This is a genomic window from Endozoicomonas sp. Z74 (assembly GCF_057680865.1).
Genome location: NZ_JBLYZI010000025.1, coordinates 38945 through 61330 on the forward strand (window position 1 = coordinate 38945; position 22386 = coordinate 61330).

A 22386-nucleotide genomic window follows, 5' to 3' on the forward strand; every position below is an offset into this window, starting at 1 on the left:
AAAGGTGTTCCCTCTTATTCTATGTCAATGCCCAGCTGGTCCCAGATGTCATCAACACGCTGTTTGACGGTGTCGCTCATGGTAATGGCAGTTCCCCACTCCCGGGTGGTTTCTCCCTGCCATTTATTGGTGGCATCAAAACCGACTTTTGATCCCAGCCCTGCCACGGGAGAGGCAAAGTCCAGATAGTCTATGGGCGTGTTTTCAATAAACACGGAATCCCGTTTGGGGTCCATGCGGGTGGTCATTGCCCAGATCACGTCATTCCAGTCTCTGGCATTGACGTCATCATCCGTGACAATCACAAACTTGGTGTACATGAACTGCCTCAGGAACGACCATACACCGAGCATGACCCGTTTGGCATGCCCCGGGTATTCTTTGCGCATGGTAACCACGGCCAGCCGGTATGAGCAACCTTCGGGGGGCAGATAGAAGTCGACGATTTCCGGAAACTGCTTTTTCAGGATTGGTACAAAGACTTCATTGAAGGCAAGGCCGAGTATGGCGGGCTCATCGGGCGGGCGGCCGGTATAGGTGCTGTGATAGATCGGGTTCCGGCGATGAGTGATGCACTCTACGGTGAAAACAGGGAAGGATTCCACCTCATTGTAATAACCGGTGTGGTCACCGTAAGGGCCTTCGTCCGCCATTTCTCCCGGATAAATGAATCCTTCCAGCACAATTTCAGCACTGGCAGGCACCTGAAGGTCATTGATGTGGCTTTTGATCAGCTCCGTCTTGCTGCCCCTGAGCAGGCCGGCAAAAGCGTATTCAGACAGCGTATCAGGTACGGGTGTAACCGCACCCAGAATGGTGGCCGGGTCAGCACCAAGGGCTACGGAGACGGGAAAGGGTTCGTCCGGGTGTTTTTTCTGCCAGTCCCTGAAGTCCAGAGCACCGCCGCGGTGGGAAAGCCAGCGCATGATCAGTTTGTTTCGACCCAGCAGCTGTTGCCGGTAAATGCCCAGGTTCTGGCGTTCTTTTTCCGGCCCCCGGGTGATGACCAGTGGCCAGGTAATAAGAGGTGCGGCATCACCAGGCCAGCAGGTCTGGATAGGGAGTCGGGTCAGATCGACCTGGTCTCCTTCAAGAATGACTTCCTGGCAGGGCGCTGATTTGACCACTTTTGGGCCCATATTCAGCACCTGGCGAAACAGTGGCAGTTTTTCCAGAGCGTCCCGAAAACCCTTGGGGGGATCCGGTTCTTTCAGGTAGGCAAGCAGTTCACCGATCTCTTTCAGGGCGCTGATGTCTGTCTGGCCCATACCCATGGCCACCCTTTTCTGGGTTCCAAACAGGTTACCCAGCACGGGCATGTCAAAGCCTTTCGGGTTTTCAAAAAGCAGTGCCGGCCCGCCTTTTTTCAGGGTGCGGTCACAGATTTCGGTCATTTCAAGGACCGGATCCACCTCAACGGTAATGCGCTTTAGTTCACCCTGTTTTTCCAGCTGCCGGATGAAGTCCCGAAGATCCTTGTATTTCATGGGGTTTTTCTTTTCTGCTTGCCGTTTTGAGCCAGGGGGCTGGATGGAGGCTTATCCCTTTTGGTCAAAATGGATAGACGATGAGTGGCGTGGGGGCGTTTCACACTCCCAGGCATCGAGCCATAGGAGTGTGTGAATAAAGCCGCCTGGTGGGGCTATATACGCTTCCTTTTACTTCCGCTTCATGGACTGGAAGAATTCATCATTGGTTTTAGTATGCTTCATCCGGTCAAGCAGGAACTCAATGGCCTGGATCTCATCCATGGGGTGCAGGATTTTCCGGAGAATCCACATGCGCTGGAGTTCTTCATCGGTGGTGAGCAAGTCTTCACGGCGAGTACCGGACTTGTTGATGCCGATGGCCGGGAATACCCGTTTCTCAGCAGCCCGTCGATCCAGGTGAAGTTCCATGTTACCGGTGCCTTTGAATTCTTCAAAAATGACTTCATCCATTTTTGAACCTGTGTCCACCAGGGCGGTGGCCAGGATGGTCAGGCTGCCACCTTCTTCAATGTTCCGGGCTGCACCGAAGAAGCGCTTCGGACGTTCCAGGGCATGGGCATCGACACCACCGGTCAGTACCTTGCCAGAGGATGGGATTACAGTGTTATAGGCCCGGGCCAGACGGGTAATAGAGTCCAGCAGTATGACTACGTCTTTCTTGTGCTCAACCAGCCGCTTGGCTTTTTCAAGCACCATTTCCGCTACCTGGACATGCCGTGAAGGGGGTTCGTCAAAGGTGGAAGCCACCACTTCTCCCCTTACAGACCGCGACATTTCAGTCACCTCCTCCGGGCGCTCATCAATCAGCAGAACAATCAGATAGCACTCGGGGTTGTTGCGGGCAATGTTGGCTGCGATGTTCTGCAGCATCAGGGTTTTACCCGCTTTTGGAGGGGATACGATCAGACCACGCTGGCCTTTTCCGGTAGGCGCCACCAGATCAATGATCCGGGCAGTCAGGTCCTCAGTGGAGCCATTCCCCATTTCCATCGTGAGCCGTTCCTGGGGAAACAGCGGGGTAAGGTTTTCAAAAAGGATTTTATTGCGGGCGTTTTCAGGTTGGTCAAAGTTAATTTCGTTCACTTTGAGCAGGGCAAAATAACGCTCACCCTCTTTTGGTGGGCGAATTTTCCCGGAGATGGTGTCACCGGTTCTCAGGTTAAAACGGCGGATCTGGCTGGGGGATACATAAATATCGTCAGGTCCTGCCAGGTAAGAGCTGTCAGAAGACCGGAGAAAGCCAAAACCGTCCTGGAGTATTTCCAGAACACCGTCGCCATAAATATCCTCGCCGCTGCGGGCATGGCGCTTGAGAATTGTAAAAATAACATCCTGCTTCCTGGAACGGGCAAGGTTTTCCAGACCCATTTCATTCGCTATCGCCAGAAGTTCAGGAACAGACTTTTTCTTCAGTTCGGTAAGATGCATAACCAGTAGTTTGCGAATGTTAAATTGAAAGGTAAGTGGCCGTTGTCTGTGCAGGAAGATCAGATAATGTTTGGCTTATTATGATACGGGACAGCTGACTGTTGATGCCTGCGAGTTGTTTATAACGACTGTCCAGCCCGGGCCAGATTCCAAATTCGTCAGTAGGTAACCGACGGCCCTGTGAAATTACAGTCTATAACCTTTTCCGGAAAATAATCAAGAATAAAGATGCAGTCAACTGTAATGATTTGAAAATTCAACAACAGGAATGTTCAGATTGAACATCGTGAAGCCGCTGAAAATGTGTTGACCGGATGGCGGCAGGGACTCCCGGCACCCGGCGTAAACCCACCTTTCTGCTTACAGGTTACTGTCCAGAAAAGCGGTCAGCTGAGACTTGGACAGTGCCCCTACTTTGGTGGCTTCAACGTTGCCGCCCTTGAACAGCATGAGGGTTGGGATACCCCGTACGCCATATTTGGGGGCTGTCTCGTCGTTGTCATCGATGTTCAATTTACAGATCTTCAGCTTGCCCTCATAGTCCTGGGCAATTTCGTCAAGTACCGGGGCGATCATTTTGCAGGGGCCACACCACTCCGCCCAATAGTCAACCAGTACAGGCCCTTCTGCCTTCAGAACTTCCTCTTCGAAGGATGAGTCGGTCACATTGACAATCTCGCTCATGGAATGGGTCTCCCAGCCATTGGTACTTAACAGGTCTGAGGGGTCAGTGTTGGTGGCCAGGCGGCCCTGTTTCCCCACAAATTTTTCATTATGCCTGATTTGCTGATTTTTGTAGTGTTTTTTTTCGATGCAAAGCAGGCCCCGGAAGCACTGGTGATTATAGGTGTTGTAAAAAATCTCTTTAAACCAATGGCCTGGCATCTGTTATTCTCCAGATAATACTGAACAGCAGCTTACTGACCAACCATGACAGAACAAGGGTGTGAAGAGCCGGTGAATAACGAATCCGTAGGCTTACCTCTGGTGGCGGCTATTGATCTGGGTTCGAACAGTTTCCATATGATTGTTGCCAGGGTTGAACAGGGGGAAATTCGCCCGGTGGAGAGGCTGGGAGAGAAAGTTCAACTGGCGGCCGGGCTCAATGAAAATGATGAATTGTCTGAGGCAGCCATGGAGCGCGGAATAAAGTGCCTTGGACAGTTTGCTCAATACCTGACTGGCAGCCAGATTCAGTCGGTTAGAGTGGTAGGCACCAACGCTCTGCGCAAGGCCCGTAACAGTGACCGGTTTGTTGAAAAAGCCCAGGAGATCCTGGGCTACCCCGTGGAGGTGATTGCCGGCCGGGAAGAGGCCAGGCTTATCTATCTGGGCGTCGCACAGACCCAGTCCGATGATAATGAGCGCCGCCTGGTGATGGACATTGGGGGCGGCAGCACGGAGTTTGTGATTGGTGAGCGCTTTGAACCCCGGTTGATGGAAAGTCTTCATATGGGGTGTGTGGTGTTCACTGAACGATTCTTTGACTCCGGCAAGCTGACCCCCGAACGCTTTCAGTCCGCCTACTATGCTGCCCGGCTGGAATTGCTAAACATTGAAAAAGCGTATACCAGCCTTGGCTGGGTGGATGCGGTGGGGTCGTCCGGTTCTATTCGTGCAGTCAGCAACATTCTCCAGGCCATGGGTGAAAGTGAAGTGATCACCCGTGACAGTCTGGAAATGCTGAAGCAGAAGGTTTTGAAATTCAGTCATATTCACCGGGTTCGGTTTCCTGGGCTGAAATCGGATCGGCAGGCTATTTTCCCCGCCGGTCTGGCCATCCTGATGGCGGGTTTTGATGCCCTGAATATTGACCGGATGCGCTTTTCTGAGGGAGCCCTTCGTGAGGGTGTACTCCATGACATGCTTGGGCGTGACAGTCATGAGAATGTCCGGGAGCGAACCATCAATGCCCTGATGGTTCGCTATCATGTGGACCAGCAGCAGGCTCGGCGTATCGCTGATCACGCCTGTTGCTGTTTTGCCCAGGTGGCGGATGACTGGGAGCTGGCTGAGGCGGACCGGGAGCTTCTGTCCTGGGCGGCCAGGGTGTGTCAGATCGGGATGGATATCTCACACACCCAGTATCATCGTCATGGCGCCTATCTGGTGGATCATTCGGACCTGATGGGGTTCAGTAAGAGGGAGCAAAAGCAGCTGGCGCTCCTGGTCAGAGGGCACCGGCGCTCATTGCCAAGAACATTGCTTTCGGGCTGGCCCAAAACCGAGTCCAAACGTCTCATGCGGCTGATTATTCTGTTGCGGGTGGCGAATGTGCTCAGTCATGGCAGGGATGATCATGCTCTGCCTGAGTATGCCATGGAGGTGTCCGGAGTGAGGGTTAGTTTGTATTTTCCGGATGGCTGGATAGAGCAACACCCATTGACGGCGGCTGATTTCGATGCGGAGTGCAGTTATCTGGCAAAGGCCGGGTATAAGCTGATGGTCAGCTGACTCCACTTACTGGTTCTGTCTCTCCACGGGGGCGGGGTGAAAGACGTTTTCTTCCCGTTCAAGGCTGTTTGGAGCTCAGAGAGCTGTCAAAATTGAGGTCCAGCTCCCGGAACTCTTCCCGGTCCCGGGTCAGCATGATGACTGCCCCGTCAATGAGGTTGGTGCAGGCGTCGTGGACGTGGGCGCTGTCATTCAGCAGGGAACTGGCCATGAAGGAATCCACCTGATTGGAGCGAATCAACTCATTGAGGGCGAGGTTGGTTTGCTGGTCCTGTTCCTGCAGCTCCTGTTTCAACTGCCTGGCATGTTCCCGAATGTGGCTGTAGTTGCGCCTGACCCCAAGTACATCAACCAGTTTCAGTACCGAAGCAATACAGAGTCGCAGCTGGTTATACTGGTGGCGTATCTGCTCGTTATCGGATTCAATGTATTGCCCCATGTTTTTGTAGATATGTTTGACGTGCTTGATCGCTTGCACAAAATCCCTGCAGGCCACCTTCAGGGCAAATAACTCCTGGGCCTGTTGTTTGGGCAGGCTTCCCTCAATGGCCCCTGAATAGTGGATGATATCCGCATAAATGCCCTTGATGTGCCGGATGTAAAGTTCTTTGATGGTCCAGGGCTGTTCAGTTTGAGGGCTGTTGCTAACCAGTTCAGAAAGGTTGTCCGTCTCACGGAGTTTTTCCCCCGTAAGGTAAATGCTGTAACAGATCAGCTCCAGAGTATTCCGGTAAAGATGGCTACACTCCCGGGTCAGGGCTCTCATGGCGGCGTCCGGATAGCTCAGGGCTGCCGGAGTCAGATAGCGGGCCCGTTGTATCTGCCGGGTATTTTTATCTGAGTTGCTTTTATCGGAGAAAGCGGGGAAGGCCTGCCTGTCAGGTTCCCTGAAAAGGGTTTCCAGCCATTCCACCAGCTTTCGGGTAAAAGGGAGCAGAATAAGAATACCCATGACATTGAACAGGGTATGGAATACTGCCAGCTTGAGAGTGAAATTATCTGGCTGGATGCCCATGGATGCTGCAGCCCAGTCAACAGCCTCCGTCAGAAGAGGTAAGCAGGCTATTGCAAAAGCCGCCGTCAGGGTGTTGAAGGCAAGATGGGCTGCCGCCAGTCTTTTTCCTTCAGCGCTGGCACTGATAGAGCCAAGAATGGCGGTGATGGTGGTTCCGATATTTGAGCCTATGGCCAGAGCCAGAGCATTTTCGTAAGTTAATTGTCCAGTAGCCAGGGCTGAGAATGTCAGCACCATTGTGGCGTTCGTCGACTGCATGATGATGGTTGCCACTGTGCCCAGCAGGGTGTAAATCAGAATGCCCTGGTAGCCTCCTATGGCGAAGCTGGCCAGGTCAATGGCGTCTTTGAAGGCGTCAAACCCTTCCTTCATGTAGTGGATGCCCAGGAACAGAAAACCGATACCAAGGAGGATGTATCCCATCCCCTGGAAGCTGTTACCCCGCTGTGTCTTCAGGAGCAGTCCAAACACCAGCATGGGCATGGCGTAGGAAGCCAGCTTGATCTTCAGCCCATAGAGGGCTACCAGCCATGCCCCGGCGGTGCTGCCCAGGTTGGCGCCAAAAATAATGCCGACGCCTGCCGTCAGACCTATAAGGCCGGCGCTCAGAAATGAGATGACGATGACTGAAACCAGCGAACTGGACTGAAGGATGGCGGTGCTGACAAGGCCAAAAGAGAGACTTTTCCAGAGCTTGTTGGTGGTTTTTTTAAGGAGGCTTTCAAGGAAGCCTCCCGTGAATACTTTGAACCCTTTTTCCAGGTAAACCATGCCCAGCAGGAAGATGACAACCCCAGCGGTGATCACCTGGAACTCCGGGCTGACCCAGAAGCCATAGGCGAGTATAAGAAAAATAAAAGGTAGAAAAAGTCGGCCTAGCATTGGTGTTTTTACCCTGAGTCCTTTCAGGCATAACATCCTGGCCTGTCGCTAAACGGAACCGCTGTATCCGAACGCTGCAACAAACAAAAAAGTGCCGCTGTAAAATGATTGTCTCGGCACTCTCTGGAATCTTCTTTAAAAATAGATGATACAAACGCTCGTGTTGTGAAATTCAGTCAGGGTGATGCCTTGTTTTTGTTATAGGCCTATGTGACGAAAGTCAATCCACTGTCTGTCATTAAAGTGTCCCAATGCTTCACCGATAATACCCATTCCCAAACGGCTGTGATGGTTTCTTTCCGTGACCATTCGGACCGCCATTACCCCAGAAGCACAGCAGCCCGCGGAGGCTGAGACTCTTTGCAATTTATCGCCAGGAGTGAAGCTGAGAATTAAAGGTGTTATCGACAAAAGGAATGAATAACTGCAATGAATGGGAATTTGAAAGTGAAAGACCGGGCAACCTTTGAGCAGGGAAGGTTGTTCCAATGTCTGCAAAATGGTTGGGTTAAGGTGTTGATGGACTCCGGAGAGGTTCGTAAATATCAGCCCAGAGACCTGATTGGCACTCTTGAGTCTGGAGAAAGTGGCAACAGGCAGAATACCGCTGGCTTGAAAACCTCAGACAAGGGCGCGTCTGCGAATCATTGAGAGGCAGTCCCGATGAGCGGGTTAAATAATCTGTGCTTGCGAATTGAATAAAATACATTATTTTCTAAAACAGTCACCTCTGAATGTGTTGGCTGTTTCGCCCTGTGCAACCTGTGTAAATAGCAGTCTGGCAGCCTCCCGGGGCAGCGGGTGAATGTGGCAGTGTTTCCAAAGTAACGGTGATTAATCGTTTTTTACCTGAGGGTGTACGATGAATATTTTGGATGAGTTGAATCATCGCCTGAGCAGTAAGTCCCGGATTCGTTCTCTTTTTAAGGATGCCAGTGTTTCAGAGCTTGAAAAGATTCTGGGACGTTTGCAGGATATTCATGCAGAGAAGTTGAGTTCCAAGGAGGCAGAGGAGGAAAAAAGGAAAAAGAAAATGAACGATATTGCCGCCATTCAGCAGGTCATGGCGGAGCGAGGGCTCAGCCTTGCAGACTTTGATGCCAAAGACCCAAGCAAGAAAGGCAGCAGGAAACGACGCAAAGTTTCCAAATATACCTTTGAGTATCAAACGGCTTCAGGGGACAGTGTCCGCTGGCATGGCTCCACAACCGGGCGTGTGCCGAAAGCCTTTCAGGACTATCTGGAACGATCTGGTAAAAAACGGGCTGACTGCGTTGTTGATTAATGCTTCTGAGGCACTTCAGTTGGGCTGTAAATGAATCAGCAGAGACTTCATCCAGGCTGCCAGTTCATCAATGTCTTCCAGGCAGAGAAGCAGTAGTGCAGTGTCCATTGAGTCCAGCTGGTTTTCATCAAGAAAGGTCTGCTGTTTCAGTTGCGAGGTGTTCTCAGTCAATCTGTCTGTGTGCAAAGTCAGTTGTTGATAAACCTTTTCCGTCAGTCGGGCGTGATGCCTTCGCAAGCCTGGCTGGCTCAGTGTGTCCAGCTCCTGGATGCCCAGTCTTAAATGGTGCACTGCCTTGCTGAAACTGTGGCAGACATTTCTCATCACTATCTGCATGTGATCCGGCAGAGCAGGGGAGCGGTAGGTGAGCCTGTCTGCCATTCTACAGATCAGTTGAGCCAGGTTTTTCTGTGATTGCATCAACGCAAGCACAGACTCTCTGGGTTGGCTGGTGAGGGAAGTCTGGTTCAGGCGAGACAGGGTCTCCTGTTCAAGCTTTTCCAGGCTGAGAGGCAGCTCTGCCAGCCAGTCCGGGCGAGTATGCAAGCAAAACTGTGTGGATTGGCTGAGTCGCAGCTGTTTATTCAGAAGCTGCTTGTTCAATAGCGCAAGGGCGTCCAATACCACTTTTCGGTGTTGGCGAAGAGGCTTAAAAGGTGAGCCGGTAAATAGGTGGGTAAATGTCGTAAGATCCATAAAGAGCTTATCGACAGGCCTGGAGAAGAGTTTATGTAGAGGCGGGTTGCCTGGCTTTTACCCTCACCCAAACCCTCTCCCAGAGGGAGAGGGCCTTAAAAGCTTGCAACGTCAAACTCCCTCTTCCAGAGAGAAAGGGTTTTAAAAGTTCGTGCCGCCAAACCCCTTCTTCCAGAGAGAAAGGGCTTTAAAAGTTTGCACCGCCAAACCCCCTCTCCCTCTGGGAGAGGGCTGGGGTGAGGGAAACGATTCATTAAGCAAGGTTTCGAACCAGAAGTGAGTACTGGTCGGGGCTGACTCCTTCTGGTCGGGGTATCTTGACCACATGACCAGAGCCGGGTGCTGCATCAATGGATTCGCCATGGCGACTTTCCAGGTGGTCCAGAGTGAAGACGTGGTTTCCTGCGGGTGTCATCAGTTCCAGGGTATCCCCTTTCTCGAACCGGTTTTTTACGTCAATGGTGATCTGCTGATCGCCGACATCCATGATCTCACCCACAAACTGCTGCTTGCTGCCACGGGAGTTGCCGGTTTCATAGTTCTGGTACTCGTCATGGACATGGCGGCGGTAAAAGCCTTCGGTGTAGCCCCGGTTGGCCAGGTTCTCCAGGGTATCCATCCTGCTCATGTCGAACGGGATTCCAGAAGCAGCATCGTCAATGGTCTGTCGATAAACCTGGGCGGTGCGGGCCACGTAATAGAAGGACTTGGTCCGGCCTTCAATTTTAAGGGAGTGAATGCCCATATCGGTCAGCCGGTGAACGTGTTGAACGGCTCGCAGGTCCTTTGAGTTCATGATGTAGGTGCCATGCTCATCCTCAAAGGCTGGCATGTACTGGTCTGGCCTTCCCTGTTCCTGTAGCAGGTAGATGTTGTTGGTGGTGTCCCCTTCACCCAGAGTGGGCGATTCGCTTTCTGGCACGGCGTTGACAGGGATGACATCACCACTGTGGGTTTCCTGTGCCTCATGGGCCTGGTACTTCCAGCGACAGGAGTTGGTGCAGGTTCCCTGGTTCGGATCCCGCTTGTTGATGTAGCCGGACAGCAGGCAGCGGCCAGAGTAGGCAATGCACAGGGATCCATGAACAAAGACTTCCAGCTCTGTATCCGGGCACTCTTCGCGGATTTCCTGAATTTCATCCAGGGACAGTTCTCTGGACAGAATGATTCTTTCAACCCCTTGCTTAGCCCAGAATTTTACCGTGGCAAAGTTGACGGCATTTGCCTGAACAGAAAGGTGCACGGGCATGTCCGGCCAGGTTTCTCGAACCATCATGATCAGGCCTGGGTCCGACATGATCAGGGCATCCGGCCCCATGGCGATCACCGGCTCCATATCTCTGAGGTAGGTTTTTACCTTGCTGTTGTGAGGGGCAATATTGCTGGCCAGGTAGAGTTTTTTCCCCTGGGCATGGGCTTCGTCAATCCCTTTTTGCAGATTGTCCAGCTTAAAGTCGTTGTTGCGGACTCGCAGGCTATAGCGGGGCTGGCCTGCATAGACGGCATCGGCGCCATAGGCAAAGGCATAGCGCATGTTTTTCAGCGTTCCCGCCGGTGAAAGGAGTTCCGGTTTCATTATGACCTACAGCGGTTGATCTTATTGAATGGCGCGCATTATATCAGTGCTGTATGAATGCAACATTAGGGAAGGTGCGAACAAGGCCTGCGGCACTCTGGCCTGCCAGGGGGATTCAGAATCAAGAAAGACTTTTGCAGGCATGTCGGGACCTGTCAAAAAAGGCTGACGCTGAGTCTGGATTCCCCTGGAGGCCCCGAAGGGCAAGCTAAACAGCCCGCATCTACTGTGTTGAAGTTTTTGTTAAGGACTAAGGCCATTAACTGCAAACTTCGCCTTGTACCTGCAGGCTGTTTAGCTTGCAGAGCACGCACAGGACTTGTTTGCACCTTCCCTTGTGACTGCACGGGATTCTTTCGCTATGGGCAGCGGTGAGTGCGCACAATGGCGAAAATAAAGTCGGAAGGTGGGGGTACAGGAGGGGAAAGTGGCGGCCCGCAACGGTTGAACCGTTGAAGGCCAGAGCAAGGCAAGACCAAGTTTACTTGATCTTGTATTCCTTGTACTCAACGTGCTTGCGAACAACCGGGTCGTACTTCTTGAACACCAGCTTGTCAGGCGTATTACGCTTGTTCTTGGTGGTGGTGTAGTAGTGACCAGTGCCTGCACTGGAGACCAGCTTGATCTTCTCGCGAATACCTTTAGCCATGATTTATGCTCCCGCTCTCTTAGAATTTCTGACCGTTAGCGCGCATCGTAGCCAGAACGGCGTCAATGCCTTTCTTGTCGATGATACGCATGCCTTTAGCGGAAACGCGCAGGCGAACGAAACGCTTTTCACTCTCTACCCAGAAGCGCTTGTGATGCAGGTTGGGTACAAAACGACGACGTGTTTTGTTATGAGCGTGGGAAACGTTATTCCCGGTAACCGGGCGCTTGCCGGTAACCTGACAAACCTTGGACATGTGGATGGCCTCTCAAACCAAAAATCCAGCCATGAGGCCGGAAAACTAAACTGAATTCCAGTGTCTGCTTCGGGCAGATCTGCCCTTGGTTACAGAGTCAAGACTCCTTAGCAGCTACCCTCTTACAAAGATCGGGCTTTATACCAGAATCAGGTCTGTGATGCAAATTTACAGGGGGTTGCGGATTATGCTTAAAGCCCTTGGTTACTGCTGTTTCTAAGGCATTGAGTGGAATTTGGGGGGGAGAGCGGAAGGAAAGGCGTCGGTGCTATTTGTGATAATTAAAATCTATTAAAATAATTTAATTAATTAATTTTTATAATTATTGGGGGCACCTTAATCTTTACCACGTCAGCAACACACAACACGAAAGGTAAAGATTATGACTCAATCTCTGGTTAACACTGTTATCAAGCCCTTTAAAGCTACTGCTTTTCACAAGGGTGAATTTGTGGATGTCTCTGAGCAGAGCCTGCTGGGCAAGTGGGCGGTAGTGTTTTTCTACCCCGCGGATTTCACCTTTGTCTGCCCCACGGAATTGGGTGACCTGGCGGATCATTACGAACAGCTTCAGGCCATGGGTGTCGAGGTTTACTCCGTATCCACGGATACTCATTTCACCCACAAGGCCTGGCACGACAGCTCCGATACCATCAACAAAATCAAGTTCCCCATGATTGGAGACCCAACCGGAGCCATTACCCGCAATTTTGGCGTGATGATTGAGGAGGAAGGTTTGGCGCTGCGCGGTACCTTTGTGATCAATCCGGAAGGCGAGATCAAGGCCATCGAAACCAACGATCTGGGCATTGGTCGTTCCGCCAAGGACCTGGTTCGCAAGATTCAGGCAGCCCAGTACATTGCAGAGCACGATGGAGAAGTCTGCCCCGCCGCCTGGCAGCCAGGTGAAGAGACACTGGCGCCTTCTCTGGATCTGGTTGGCAAGATCTGACAACCGGCCTCCGTGCCCTGTTTTTCGGGGCACGCTGTTCCTCAACCCATACAAACTGCAAGGTTGTCACTATGTTAGACACTACCCTGAAAGCTCAATTGAAAACCTACCTGCAAAACCTGAAAGCCCCGGTTGAGCTGGTAGTGTCTCTGGATGACAGTAAGCCTTCCAGAGAAATGCAATCCCTGGCAAACGACATCGCCGGTTTATCGAAGCTGATCACCGTCTCTGAACCAACCCTGAGCAATGAAAGAAAGCCTTCCATGATGATTCGCTCAGACGTCACTGGCAGTGAGATCCAGTTTGCCGGGCTGCCCATGGGGCATGAGTTTACTTCTCTGGTTCTGGCGCTGCTCCACAGTGGCGGTCATACCATTAAAGTCTCTGAAGAGTTGGCAGAGCAAGTCAGGGCGCTGCCAGGACGGTACCGGTTTGAAACCTACGTTTCCCTGAGCTGCCAGAATTGTCCGGATGTGGTTCAGGCCCTGAATATGATGGCCGCCCTGAACCCGAACATCACCCACACCATGATTGATGGCGCACTGTTCCAGGATGAGGTCAATGAACGCAATATCATGGCGGTGCCATCGGTCTACCTCAATGGTGAGCTGTTTGCCCAGGGGCGGATTTCCCTGCAGGAGGTGTTGAACAAACTGGATACCGGTGCCGCCCAGCGCCAGGCGGAGGTCCTGTCAGAAAAAGAACCGTTTGATGTTCTGGTGGTGGGTGGTGGCCCGGCAGGGGCCGCAGCGGCCATATACAGTGCCCGCAAGGGAATTCGTACCGGGGTTGTTGCGGATCGTTTTGGTGGTCAGGTGATGGATACGGTGGGCATTGAAAACTTTATTTCGGTCAAGGCAACGGAAGGGCCAAAGTTGGCTGCCAGCCTGGAAGAGCATGTCAGAGACTATGACGTGGACATCATGACCCAGCAGCGGGCCAGCCGGATTGTGGCTGCTGAACAGGTGGGTGATCTGGTGCAGGTTGAACTGGAAAGCGGAGCGACATTGAAGAGCCGTTCTCTGGTAATTGCCACGGGTGCCCGCTGGCGAGAGATGAATGTGCCGGGTGAACAGGAATATCGTGGCAAGGGTGTCGCTTATTGTCCACACTGTGATGGCCCTCTGTTCAAAGGGAAAAAAGTGGCGGTGATCGGTGGTGGGAACTCAGGCATTGAAGCGGCCATTGATCTGGCGGGTATTGTGGAGCATGTCACCGTGCTGGAGTTTGACAGTGTCTTAAGGGCAGATGAAGTGCTGCAGCGTAAAGCCCGATCCATGGGCAATATCGATATTATTACCGAAGCACAGACCACCGAAGTGGTAGGGGATGGTCGTAAACTGACCGGGTTACACTACACTGATCGTGCTTCTGGTGAGCGCCACTCTCTGGAACTGGCGGGTATCTTTGTCCAGATCGGGCTTGTGCCGAACACTGAGTTTCTGAAAGAAACGGTTGAACTCAGTACCCGGGGGGAAATTGTGGTGGGTGCTCAGGGGGAGACCTCTGTCCCCGGTGTTTTTGCGGCGGGTGATGTGACCACAGCTCCTTACAAGCAGATTATTATTGCCATGGGCAGTGGCGCCAATGCTGCCCTGGGGGCTTTTGACTATCTGATCCGAACTCCGGAGCCACAACGGCAGGCGGCGTGAGGGGGCTTTGGGCCAGGATGGCTGAGGCCATCCCCTGAGCAAACCAAACTACACTGAAAGTACAATGGTAAATGGAGGTGCACTATGAAAGCACACATCCAGGTACGAGATTATATGCTCCATGAAACGCCGGTCATATACGGCGATATGCCCCTGAGCAAGGCGACGGAAATCATTTGTAATTCCCACCTTCATGGTCTGCCAGTAGTGGATCACAACAAGAAACTGATCGGATTTATTTCTGAACAGGACTGTATTCACAAGATGCTGGCCAGCAGTTACCACTGTGATTTTGACCTGATGGCCACCGATGTCATGAGAAGTGAGGTGCTGACGGTGTCTCCCGGGGATAGCATCATTGAACTGGCGGCTTCCATGCAGAGCGACAAACCCAAGATCTACCCGGTTATTGCTGAAGGTAAGCTGTTGGGAGTGATCAGTCGTACCCAGATTCTTCAGGCACTGAGAGAAAATCTGAAAGCCTGCCAGGTTCCCGTTTAAGCACGAAATGCTCTCTGACCCTTTCTCAAATGCTCATGGCAAAACGGTTTGTTTTCACGTCAAAAAGCAGAGGGGTCAGTGAGTGGATAACAAGCTGCCTTTCTGAGATTCCCTCCTGAAGCAAAAGACTGAAATAAAGCAATGCGTCTGCCCCTTTTTGCAGCAGAATCACCTTCTTTCGGTTATCCGCAGTTCTAAGCGTTTCCATCGTTACCTTGTTGTGAGTTATGTTGTCATAAGTGCTCAGTCATTAACAAAATCGGTCAATTTGTTGCTGAGCCAACAGCGTCTCTGGGTCATGTTGATGACCTTCCTGCGAGGAGTACCATGAACAGTTTCAAGGATCTGCGTAAAGCCACCATCAGTCAGGTTAAATCCATGCTGACCCAGGGGCTATCGAAGGATGAGAGCGAACAGGCGGGTTTTCTCACGCAGCTTTATTACCAGGGTTCTTCCCCAAGAGATCTGGCTGTGACGTCAGTGGACGATTGTTATGGGGCCCTGCTCTGTCTGTGGCGGTTTATCCAGCAGCGGGCGCCGGGTCAGGCAAAGATTCAGGCATACAACCCCGAGCCTGAGGAGCATCACTGGCATTCAACCCACAGTGTTATAGAAATCCTGGTGGATGATATGCCGTTTCTGGTGGCTTCCCTATTGATGGAGCTCGACCGCCAGGAGCTGAAGGTGCATAACCTCAATCACCCGGTGATTCGAACGCTAAGAAATGACCAGGGACAACTCTCAGCCATTGGCCAGCCTGCGGGAAAACAGCAGGGATTCCAGTCTGAAGCACTGATGAGAATTGAGATTGACCGTCAGCCCGACCCGGCTGCCCTTGAAAAGATCGTATCGGGCATTTTAACGGTGGTGGACGATGTTTGGCGGGTGGTGTCAGACTGGAGTGCCATGCAGACCCGGCTGGATGAGGCTATTCAGTGGTGTCGGAACAAACCGATGCCTGTTGAGGCAGAGGAGTTGAAAGAAACGCTCTCCTTCCTTGAGTGGTTGAAGGCCGATAATTTTTTATTCATCGGCTTTCGTTACTACGACCTGTCAAAAAGTGAACAAGGTTTTCAGTTCCGTATTCAGGGCCAGTCCGGACTGGGGACCTTCCGGGAAGAGGTTCGCCAGAGTTCCCCTGAGCAGCTGTTGTCGCCTTATCTTGCTTCCCGGCTGCAGGAGCCGGAGTTACTGGTGATCACCAAATCCACCAGTCGTTCCAGCATTCAAAGGCCAGCCCACCTTGATTACCTGGGGATCAAAAAATTCGATGACACCGGCACTGTAGTAGGGGAATGGCGTTTCTTTGGGCTGTTTTCATCTACGGCTTACACCATGCCTCTGGATCAGGTTCCCCTGATCCGCAAGAAAGTGGTCCGACTGCTTGAGCAATCGGACACGCCTGCAGACAGCCACCGGGGTAAAGCCCTTCGCCATATCATCCATGACTACCCAAGGGATGAAATGATTCAGGCCAGTTATGACCAGCTTCAGGATGCTATTAACGGTATTCTCGGATGTCAGGAGCGCCGACGGCTGAGACTGTTTTTAAGGCCCGACACCTATGACCGCTTTGTGAATGTGCTGGTGTATGTACCCAGGGATCGCTTCAATACTGAGCTGCGCCTGAAGATGCAGCAGATTCTCCTGGAAGAGCTCAACGGCAACAGTATTGATTTTAATGTACAGCTCTCAGAGAACCCTCTGGCACAACTGCAGTTCACGGTGCATTGCAATAATGCCAGTCAACTGGATATGGATGTGGAAGGCCTTGAGGCCACGATCACGGAAGCCATGCTGGGGTGGAAAGATCACCTGCAGCAGGCACTGCTGGATGTTTTTGGGGAAGGAGCAGGCAGCAAGATGGCCCGGCGTTATGCCCGGGCATTCCCGGCCGCTTACCGTGAGGATGTGCACCCCCGGCAGGCTGTTACGGATATAGAGCGGTTGGAGTCCATTGACCAGGAAGGGCAGGTCAGCACCAGTCTTTATCGCCCTGTCAGTGACTTTAATCAATGGCATTTCAGAGTGCTGGGCCATGGAACTCTGCTGGCGCTTTCCGATGTGTTGCCCATTCTGGAAAAAATGGGGGTCAGGGTTCACAGTGCCAGACCTTATGCGATAAGGGCCAGTGCCCAGGCCAGTGCCTGGGTTCTGGACTTCAGGATTGAGCCGGACAGCAGCCTGAATCTTGAGGATTCCGGCCTCCGGGAGCAATTCCAGCAGGTGTTTGTCCGGACCTGGCAGGGAAGCATGGAGAGTGACGGATTTAATGGCATGGTGGTGTCTGCCGGGTTGGACTGGCAGCAGATCATACTGCTCAGGGCATTGGCTAAATACCTGTTGCAGCTTCAGGTGCCGTTCAGTCAGAGCTATATGCAAAAGGTGCTCAATGGCAACCCGGCAGTGGTTCGAGAGTTGGTGGACCTGTTCAATGTACGGTTTTCTCCGGCCTTCAAGGGGGATCGCAATAAGCGTTCAGAGGTTATCGTAGAACGCATCAGGACATTGCTGGATGAGGTATCCAACCTGGATGAAGACCGGATCCTGCGCCACTTTCTGAGCGTGATCGAAGCGATGCTTCGCACCAATGCTTACCAGAAAGGGCTGGACGGCCTGCCTAAACGGTACATTGCCTTCAAGCTTCGTCCTGAGGATATCCCGGCCACTCCATTGCCCCGGCCCATGTTTGAAATCTTTGTGTACTCCCCGGAGTTTGAGGGCGTGCATATGCGCGGGGGCAAGATTGCCCGTGGAGGCCTGCGCTGGTCGGATCGGCGGGAGGATTTCCGCACCGAGATTCTGGGGCTGGTGAAGGCCCAGATGGTCAAGAACGCCATTATTGTTCCCCATGGCGCCAAAGGCGGGTTTATTCCCAAGCGCCTGCCAATCAGTGGCAGCCGGGAAGCGGTGATGGCAGAAGGTATCAACAGTTACCGGCAATTCATTTCCGGGCTCCTGGATGTCACGGACAACTTCCATAAAGGGCAAATCGTCCCGCCGGATGATGTGATCCGTTACGATGAGGATGACCCCTACCTGGTGGTGGCGGCGGACAAGGGCACGGCCAGTTTTTCGGACATTGCCAATGAAGTGTCCGGGGATTATGGCTTCTGGCTAGGGGATGCCTTTGCTTCCGGAGGCAGCCAGGGGTATGACCACAAGAAAATGGGTATCACGGCCCGGGGAGCCTGGGAGTCGGTCAAGCGGCTGTTCAAGGAAACCGGGCTGGATACCCAGAGCCAGGACTTCAAGGTGATTGGCATTGGTGATATGTCCGGAGATGTTTTTGGCAATGGTATGTTGCTGTCAGAGCATATCCAGTTGCTGGCAGCCTTTAACCATCAGCATATTTTTATTGACCCCATGCCTGATGCAGCGAGCAGTTTCCAGGAGCGCCAGCGGTTGTTTCATCTGCCCCGCTCTTCCTGGGATGACTACAACCGGGAGTTGATTTCCCGGGGGGGCGGTGTTTACAGCCGACAGTCCAAGAAAATACGACTGAGTCCTGAAGCCCGGCAGTCACTGGGTGTGGATAAAGCGGTGATGACCCCTTCGGAACTGATTCAGCACATTCTGAAAGCACCGGCGGATCTGTTCTGGAATGGCGGTATTGGCACCTATGTTAAAGCCAGCGGAGAAACCCATTCAGAGGTGGGTGATCGAGCCAACGACAGTGTTCGGGTTGATGCCTCGGAGCTTCGGGTCCGGGTGGTTGGCGAAGGGGGCAATCTTGGTTTGACCCAGGCCGCCCGGGTGGAGTTTTCCCGAAGCGGCGGGCTGATCAATACCGATGCGGTGGACAACTCTGGCGGTGTGGATAGTTCAGACCATGAGGTCAATATCAAGATACTGCTGAACCAGCTGGTGGCCGACGGTGATATGACCACCAAGCAGCGCAACCAGCTGCTGGCGAATATGACCGATGAAGTGGCGGATCTGGTGTTGAGCCACAACCGGCTGCAAAGCCAGCGTCTCAGCCTGAGCCAGCATCAGAGTGCCCAGAAGCTCAGTGACCACCGGTTCCTGATGCGCAAGCTGGAGGAGGAGGGGCGATTGAACCGGGAGCTGGAATGCCTTCCTTCGGATATGGAGCTCAAGACCAGGGCCAAGGCTGGAGAGGGGCTTAGTCGTCCAGAGATTTCTGTTTTGCTGTCCCATAGCAAGCTTCGGCTATTTGAGGCTCTGGTTGAGGCCAGGGTGGATCAGGACCCGGTTCTGGTCTCCGGTCTGCTGGATTACTTCCCGGGTCCACTGAAGAAGCAGTTTTCAGGCCCGATCATGGCCCATCCGCTGAAAACGGAAATCCTGGCCACCCACCTGACCAATGAGGCAGGCAACCGGATGGGAGCCACTTTTATTGAATACCTTCAGCAGGCTACCCGCAGTTCAGAACTGGATTGTGTCCGGGCCTTTATGGCTGTCAGGGAGATTTTTTCCATTCAATGGATCTGGGATCAGTTTGAGTTGCTGGGCCATCAGGTCAGTGATGAAATCCAGAGAGTGGAGCTACTCCGGGTTCAGGAACACATTGAGAAAGCCTGTGTCTGGCTGCTGAGAAACCACGGTGGCGAACTGGACATTGAGCAACTGGTCAGCCTTTATAAACCCGGCGTGGGTGCCATCTCCGGGCTTCTGGCGGAACTATTGGGAGAGCAGGACTGTGAGTGGCTGGGAAGCAGAACCGCAGAGCTTCAGGAGGCGGGAGTGCCTGCTTCTCTGGCAGAGGCTTGTGCCGGTCTGCGTTACCTGTACTTTGGGTTCTTCATCGTGGGTATTGCCCTGGACAAGCACCAGACCGTTGCTGAGGTGGCATCGGTTTATTTTGCCCTTGAGGACCAGCTTTCCCTGCCCTGGCTGAGAGAGAAGGTGCGTCAGTTACCCATTACCGATCTCTGGCAGCGTAAGGCTCAGTCTTCCCTCAGGGACCAGCTGGACCGAACCCTCAGTGAAAACTGTGAAGGGGTGCTTGCTGTGGCCCGGGAGGCCGTATCAGAAGAGCGGCTGTGCCAATGGCTGGTGGACAATGAAGAGCCCATGGAGCGCTGGCAGAGTACCGTTGCCGAGATAAAGAGCTCAAAAGAGCAGAACCTGGCCATGTTGTCAGTGGCGGTTCAGGAGTTGTCGATGATGGCGGCGGGTTGATCAACCCTTGGAGTAGAAGGTAATCAGGTGTGAGCGAGCCTGGTTACCTTTAAATTTTCGTCACTCACAGGAAAGCCCTGAATAAATGCATTATTGTAATAAAGAGCATGAACAGGAAAGGACGTATTTATTCAACTGGGTATTTTTTCTTTTTTGTTCTTCAGGAGTTGTGGTTGAACGTTATTGATCAATGAACTGAATAGGGAAAGGGAATGCCAGAAAATATTCATTCGGGGGGGCGCCCAATATCTCAAGATTACTCTCAAAACCCGACTGATGCGGACCTGGATGAGTCCAGTGAAAGTTCAATCAAATCTGCCCATGGTGACAAGGAAATCCCCGTCCAGGAAAAACAGGCTTTAGATAACAAAACCTTCTCGGAATTTGGCCCGGCTCAACGTCGAGCAGGTAAAGCTTATATGAACACTTCAGGGGATGATGGGGTTGATCTTACCTGTGTATCGAGTCCTGAATCACCAGAAAAGGTGACATCCTATTGGGCGGATTCTGGAATTATGGGAGAGGATGAAATCAGTGCTCAGCTGAGTATGGTTCAGGATCAGAGTATTGATGATAAAGAAGGCTTTGAATCTATTGAAAAAGAAGGGCCTTACAAGGGCATTGATGGCAAAGACTTTGATCAGGGGGAGTGCCTAGGAACCGGTCGATTTGGCAAAGTGGTGTTAATAAAGTCCAGAAATGACGGTGGTCTTTTTGCCTTTAAAGTGGATGCCCGGGAGGAGAGCCAGTTAAAAGAGTGTGCCTTTATGCAGCATATTGGGGACCACCCCAATATTATAAGTGGCCACGGGATCGCTGAAGTGGGTGGAGAGAAAGGACTGGTTTTGGATTATATCAAGGGGGATACGTTAAAGTCTGTGCTCAATACTTTGGTTTATTACTATCAGACAGGCTATTTTAAACATTCAGAGTTCTGGGGGGTGGTTCAATACCTGATGAAAGGTGTTATCGAAGGCCTCAGTCACCTGAATCGTTGCGGTGTTTCCCACCAGGATATTAAGGGTCAGAATGTCATGGTGGACAGCCGCTCTTTAAAGCCTGTCATCATTGATGCTGGCAGTATGGGGTATTATGGAGAGGCTCAGGGGGTAGAAACCCGTTTTTATACCCCCCCCGAGGGGTTTCCTGAATCGGAGCAAGACGTTCAGCCAATAGGTGATACTTCTGACTCCTATGCCATGGGGCAGCTGGTTTATGAGGTGCTCTCCAAACTGCTGCTTCCTGAAGAGCGGGAAATACCCTTTTCTGCCGGTTTAAATTACCTTGAAATGAAAAATAGAGACCTGAGAGGGTTAATTTACCCCCTGACAATGGCCATGCAGAAATATAAAACGCCGGATTCTAACGGGGATTATAAAACGGCAATGACTCCCATTTCCCAGGCTGACCGTTTGCAGCCGCCAAGCCAGCAGGCGATTGAAAAAAAGAGAGCCGAACCGGGAAATCAAAACCTTGATCAGGAGGCCATTATTGAAAAAATAGGGAAGGAAAAAATGTTGGGGCGTTATGGGGAAGGTTACGAGTCTCACCTGGTCAATTTTATCAATCAGGCACTGCACCCCCTGAGCGAACATCGTATGACTGCAGATCAGGCGCTGGCCCATCCGTTTATGCTTGACCCCATCTGCGATGAGGATGATGCGAAGGAGCTGGTGAAATACCTGTTTCAAGATGACCTGGAGTGGGAGGAGGAAGAGGAGTCAGATAGCATCGATTCTGCCCCTTCTCCGGATGATAACAACAGGCTTCCGGACAGCATTCAGCAAGATATTAAAGCAGGTAAACCCCTGAAGCTGACGGTTCAGGACAGCTTTTATCATCGAATGGTTGAGCCTGAGATTCGGCCTTTCCTTGATTCAAAAAAGGGCGAGTAAAGGCTATCCGCTTTTGCTGTTTCTGATTGGAAAAGCCCTGCGCAGTCATCTGGCAGGGCTTGATGAAGTGTTGGAACGCTCTTCTACAGTCACTTTTAAATGGTTAGAGCGTCATCAGTATCTTGGCCAGCATCAGGGCGGAGACGGTACCAATGGCTGTGCCAAATATGCCCATCAGCAGGCCCGCCGGTATCAGGGCCTTGTTGTAGGTTCCTGCCAGAATCGGTGCTGAAACCGAGCCTCCAATGTTCGCCTGAGAGGCGATACCGCAGATGTATAAGTCCAGTTTGAACACCCTGGCCATGATTAACAGCACCACCAGGTGGAACAAAAGAATCAGGAAACCAGCCAGAATATAAAAGGGAAGGTGCGATTAAGTCCCTAGCCATGAGATAATACTCCCATCGCTTCCAGCTTGAGTTTCTGTCCATGAGCCAGCTTAGTTTCGCAGACAGTGAGTTTGTCCATAAACGCAGAACCACCCGCAAAGAGCGCTTTCTGGCAAAAATG

General features: G+C 52.2%; 18 protein-coding genes. 8 read left to right on the forward strand and 10 right to left on the reverse strand.

The window, feature by feature from the left end:
* Positions 1–14: 14 nt before the first annotated feature.
* From ubiD to trxA, 3 genes are all read right to left on the reverse strand, one after another.
* Positions 15–1487, reverse strand: coding sequence for a 4-hydroxy-3-polyprenylbenzoate decarboxylase (ubiD, locus tag ACNRUY_RS09620; RefSeq protein ID WP_488111439.1), 1473 nt, complete (start codon positions 1485–1487; stop codon positions 15–17).
* Positions 1488–1658: 171 nt separating this feature from the next.
* Positions 1659–2918: a transcription termination factor Rho gene (rho, locus tag ACNRUY_RS09625; protein WP_488111440.1), complete on the reverse strand. Its 1260-nt coding sequence runs from the start codon at positions 2916–2918 to the stop codon at positions 1659–1661.
* A gap of 360 nt (positions 2919–3278) precedes the next feature.
* The gene (gene trxA / locus ACNRUY_RS09630) at positions 3279–3602 is read right to left on the reverse strand and encodes a thioredoxin TrxA (protein WP_488111454.1); all 324 of its coding nucleotides are present in this window, start codon (positions 3600–3602) and stop codon (positions 3279–3281) included.
* 246 nt (positions 3603–3848) lie between these two features.
* Between trxA and ppx the strand changes: the two genes are divergently transcribed.
* Positions 3849–5372 (forward strand): exopolyphosphatase, encoded by a 1524-nt coding sequence (gene ppx / locus ACNRUY_RS09635; protein ID WP_488111441.1) that lies wholly within the window; start codon positions 3849–3851, stop codon positions 5370–5372.
* Between the two features lie 58 nt (positions 5373–5430).
* Here ppx and ACNRUY_RS09640 read toward each other — a convergent pair whose 3' ends face one another.
* Positions 5431–7269, reverse strand: a complete 1839-nt coding sequence (locus tag ACNRUY_RS09640; protein WP_488111442.1) for a Na/Pi cotransporter family protein — start codon at positions 7267–7269, stop codon at positions 5431–5433.
* A 429-nt stretch (positions 7270–7698) separates the two neighbouring features.
* Between ACNRUY_RS09640 and ACNRUY_RS09645 the strand changes: the two genes are divergently transcribed.
* Positions 7699–7920: a hypothetical protein gene (locus ACNRUY_RS09645; protein WP_488111443.1), complete on the forward strand. Its 222-nt coding sequence runs from the start codon at positions 7699–7701 to the stop codon at positions 7918–7920.
* A gap of 211 nt (positions 7921–8131) precedes the next feature.
* On the forward strand, positions 8132–8554 hold the full coding sequence (locus ACNRUY_RS09650; RefSeq protein WP_488111444.1) for an H-NS family histone-like protein: 423 nt from the start codon (positions 8132–8134) through the stop codon (positions 8552–8554).
* 15 nt (positions 8555–8569) lie between these two features.
* On the opposite strand, the gene ACNRUY_RS09655 is transcribed toward ACNRUY_RS09650, so the two are convergent.
* The 4 genes from ACNRUY_RS09655 to rpmB all read right to left on the reverse strand — a co-directional run bounded on the left by ACNRUY_RS09655 (position 8570) and on the right by rpmB (position 11731).
* Positions 8570–9250: a hypothetical protein gene (locus ACNRUY_RS09655; RefSeq protein WP_488111445.1), complete on the reverse strand. Its 681-nt coding sequence runs from the start codon at positions 9248–9250 to the stop codon at positions 8570–8572.
* Between the two features lie 253 nt (positions 9251–9503).
* Entirely contained in the window at positions 9504–10826 is a 1323-nt protein-coding gene (gene trhP / locus ACNRUY_RS09660; RefSeq protein WP_488111446.1) for a prephenate-dependent tRNA uridine(34) hydroxylase TrhP, read from the reverse strand.
* Positions 10827–11307: 481 nt separating this feature from the next.
* A complete protein-coding gene (rpmG, locus tag ACNRUY_RS09665; RefSeq protein ID WP_034834535.1) occupies positions 11308–11475 on the reverse strand; it encodes a 50S ribosomal protein L33 in 168 nt (55 codons plus the stop codon).
* Between the two features lie 19 nt (positions 11476–11494).
* Positions 11495–11731 (reverse strand): 50S ribosomal protein L28, encoded by a 237-nt coding sequence (gene rpmB / locus ACNRUY_RS09670; protein ID WP_488111447.1) that lies wholly within the window; start codon positions 11729–11731, stop codon positions 11495–11497.
* 382 nt (positions 11732–12113) lie between these two features.
* Here rpmB and ahpC point away from each other — a divergent pair, with 382 nt between their 5' ends.
* From ahpC to ACNRUY_RS09685, 3 genes are all read left to right on the forward strand, one after another.
* Positions 12114–12683 carry an alkyl hydroperoxide reductase subunit C gene (ahpC, locus tag ACNRUY_RS09675; RefSeq protein WP_488111448.1) on the forward strand — a complete coding sequence of 190 codons (570 nt, stop codon included), beginning with the start codon at positions 12114–12116 and terminating at the stop codon, positions 12681–12683.
* A 71-nt stretch (positions 12684–12754) separates the two neighbouring features.
* The gene (gene ahpF / locus ACNRUY_RS09680; RefSeq protein WP_488111449.1) at positions 12755–14335 is read left to right on the forward strand and encodes an alkyl hydroperoxide reductase subunit F; all 1581 of its coding nucleotides are present in this window, start codon (positions 12755–12757) and stop codon (positions 14333–14335) included.
* Between the two features lie 84 nt (positions 14336–14419).
* A complete protein-coding gene (locus tag ACNRUY_RS09685; protein ID WP_488111450.1) occupies positions 14420–14836 on the forward strand; it encodes a CBS domain-containing protein in 417 nt (138 codons plus the stop codon).
* A 25-nt stretch (positions 14837–14861) separates the two neighbouring features.
* Here the strand turns inward: ACNRUY_RS09685 and ACNRUY_RS09690 are convergent, their stop codons facing one another.
* Complete coding sequence (locus tag ACNRUY_RS09690; RefSeq protein ID WP_488111451.1) at positions 14862–15044, reverse strand: hypothetical protein; 183 nt, start codon at positions 15042–15044, stop codon at positions 14862–14864.
* A gap of 119 nt (positions 15045–15163) precedes the next feature.
* On the opposite strand from ACNRUY_RS09690, the gene ACNRUY_RS09695 reads away from it, so the two are divergent.
* Together ACNRUY_RS09695 and ACNRUY_RS09700 are read left to right on the forward strand one after the other, a co-directional pair.
* Complete coding sequence (locus ACNRUY_RS09695; protein WP_488111452.1) at positions 15164–19981, forward strand: NAD-glutamate dehydrogenase; 4818 nt, start codon at positions 15164–15166, stop codon at positions 19979–19981.
* A 212-nt stretch (positions 19982–20193) separates the two neighbouring features.
* On the forward strand, positions 20194–21876 hold the full coding sequence (locus ACNRUY_RS09700; protein WP_488111453.1) for a protein kinase domain-containing protein: 1683 nt from the start codon (positions 20194–20196) through the stop codon (positions 21874–21876).
* A gap of 103 nt (positions 21877–21979) precedes the next feature.
* Here ACNRUY_RS09700 and ACNRUY_RS09705 read toward each other — a convergent pair whose 3' ends face one another.
* Positions 21980–22231, reverse strand: coding sequence for a DUF819 family protein (locus ACNRUY_RS09705; RefSeq protein ID WP_488111455.1), 252 nt, complete (start codon positions 22229–22231; stop codon positions 21980–21982).
* Between the last annotated feature and the right edge of the window lie 155 nt (positions 22232–22386).

Excerpts from the sequence above, each read along its gene's own strand:
- ACNRUY_RS09640 (WP_488111442.1), bottom strand. The coding sequence starts at position 7,269 with ATGCTAGGCCGACTTTTTCTACCTTTTATTTTTCTTATACTCGCCTAT.
- trxA (WP_488111454.1), bottom strand. The coding sequence starts at position 3,602 with ATGAGCGAGATTGTCAATGTGACCGACTCATCCTTCGAAGAGGAAGTT.
- ACNRUY_RS09690 (WP_488111451.1), bottom strand. The coding sequence starts at position 15,044 with ATGGAAACGCTTAGAACTGCGGATAACCGAAAGAAGGTGATTCTGCTG.
- rpmG (WP_034834535.1), bottom strand. The coding sequence starts at position 11,475 with ATGGCTAAAGGTATTCGCGAGAAGATCAAGCTGGTCTCCAGTGCAGGC.
- ppx (WP_488111441.1), top strand. The coding sequence starts at position 3,849 with ATGACAGAACAAGGGTGTGAAGAGCCGGTGAATAACGAATCCGTAGGC.
- ACNRUY_RS09685 (WP_488111450.1), top strand. The coding sequence starts at position 14,420 with ATGAAAGCACACATCCAGGTACGAGATTATATGCTCCATGAAACGCCG.
- ACNRUY_RS09645 (WP_488111443.1), top strand. The coding sequence starts at position 7,699 with ATGAATGGGAATTTGAAAGTGAAAGACCGGGCAACCTTTGAGCAGGGA.
- trhP (WP_488111446.1), bottom strand. The coding sequence starts at position 10,826 with ATGAAACCGGAACTCCTTTCACCGGCGGGAACGCTGAAAAACATGCGC.
- ahpC (WP_488111448.1), top strand. The coding sequence starts at position 12,114 with ATGACTCAATCTCTGGTTAACACTGTTATCAAGCCCTTTAAAGCTACT.
- ACNRUY_RS09695 (WP_488111452.1), top strand. The coding sequence starts at position 15,164 with ATGAACAGTTTCAAGGATCTGCGTAAAGCCACCATCAGTCAGGTTAAA.
- ACNRUY_RS09650 (WP_488111444.1), top strand. The coding sequence starts at position 8,132 with ATGAATATTTTGGATGAGTTGAATCATCGCCTGAGCAGTAAGTCCCGG.
- rpmB (WP_488111447.1), bottom strand. The coding sequence starts at position 11,731 with ATGTCCAAGGTTTGTCAGGTTACCGGCAAGCGCCCGGTTACCGGGAAT.
- ACNRUY_RS09700 (WP_488111453.1), top strand. The coding sequence starts at position 20,194 with ATGCCAGAAAATATTCATTCGGGGGGGCGCCCAATATCTCAAGATTAC.
- rho (WP_488111440.1), bottom strand. The coding sequence starts at position 2,918 with ATGCATCTTACCGAACTGAAGAAAAAGTCTGTTCCTGAACTTCTGGCG.
- ahpF (WP_488111449.1), top strand. The coding sequence starts at position 12,755 with ATGTTAGACACTACCCTGAAAGCTCAATTGAAAACCTACCTGCAAAAC.
- ubiD (WP_488111439.1), bottom strand. The coding sequence starts at position 1,487 with ATGAAATACAAGGATCTTCGGGACTTCATCCGGCAGCTGGAAAAACAG.
- ACNRUY_RS09655 (WP_488111445.1), bottom strand. The coding sequence starts at position 9,250 with ATGGATCTTACGACATTTACCCACCTATTTACCGGCTCACCTTTTAAG.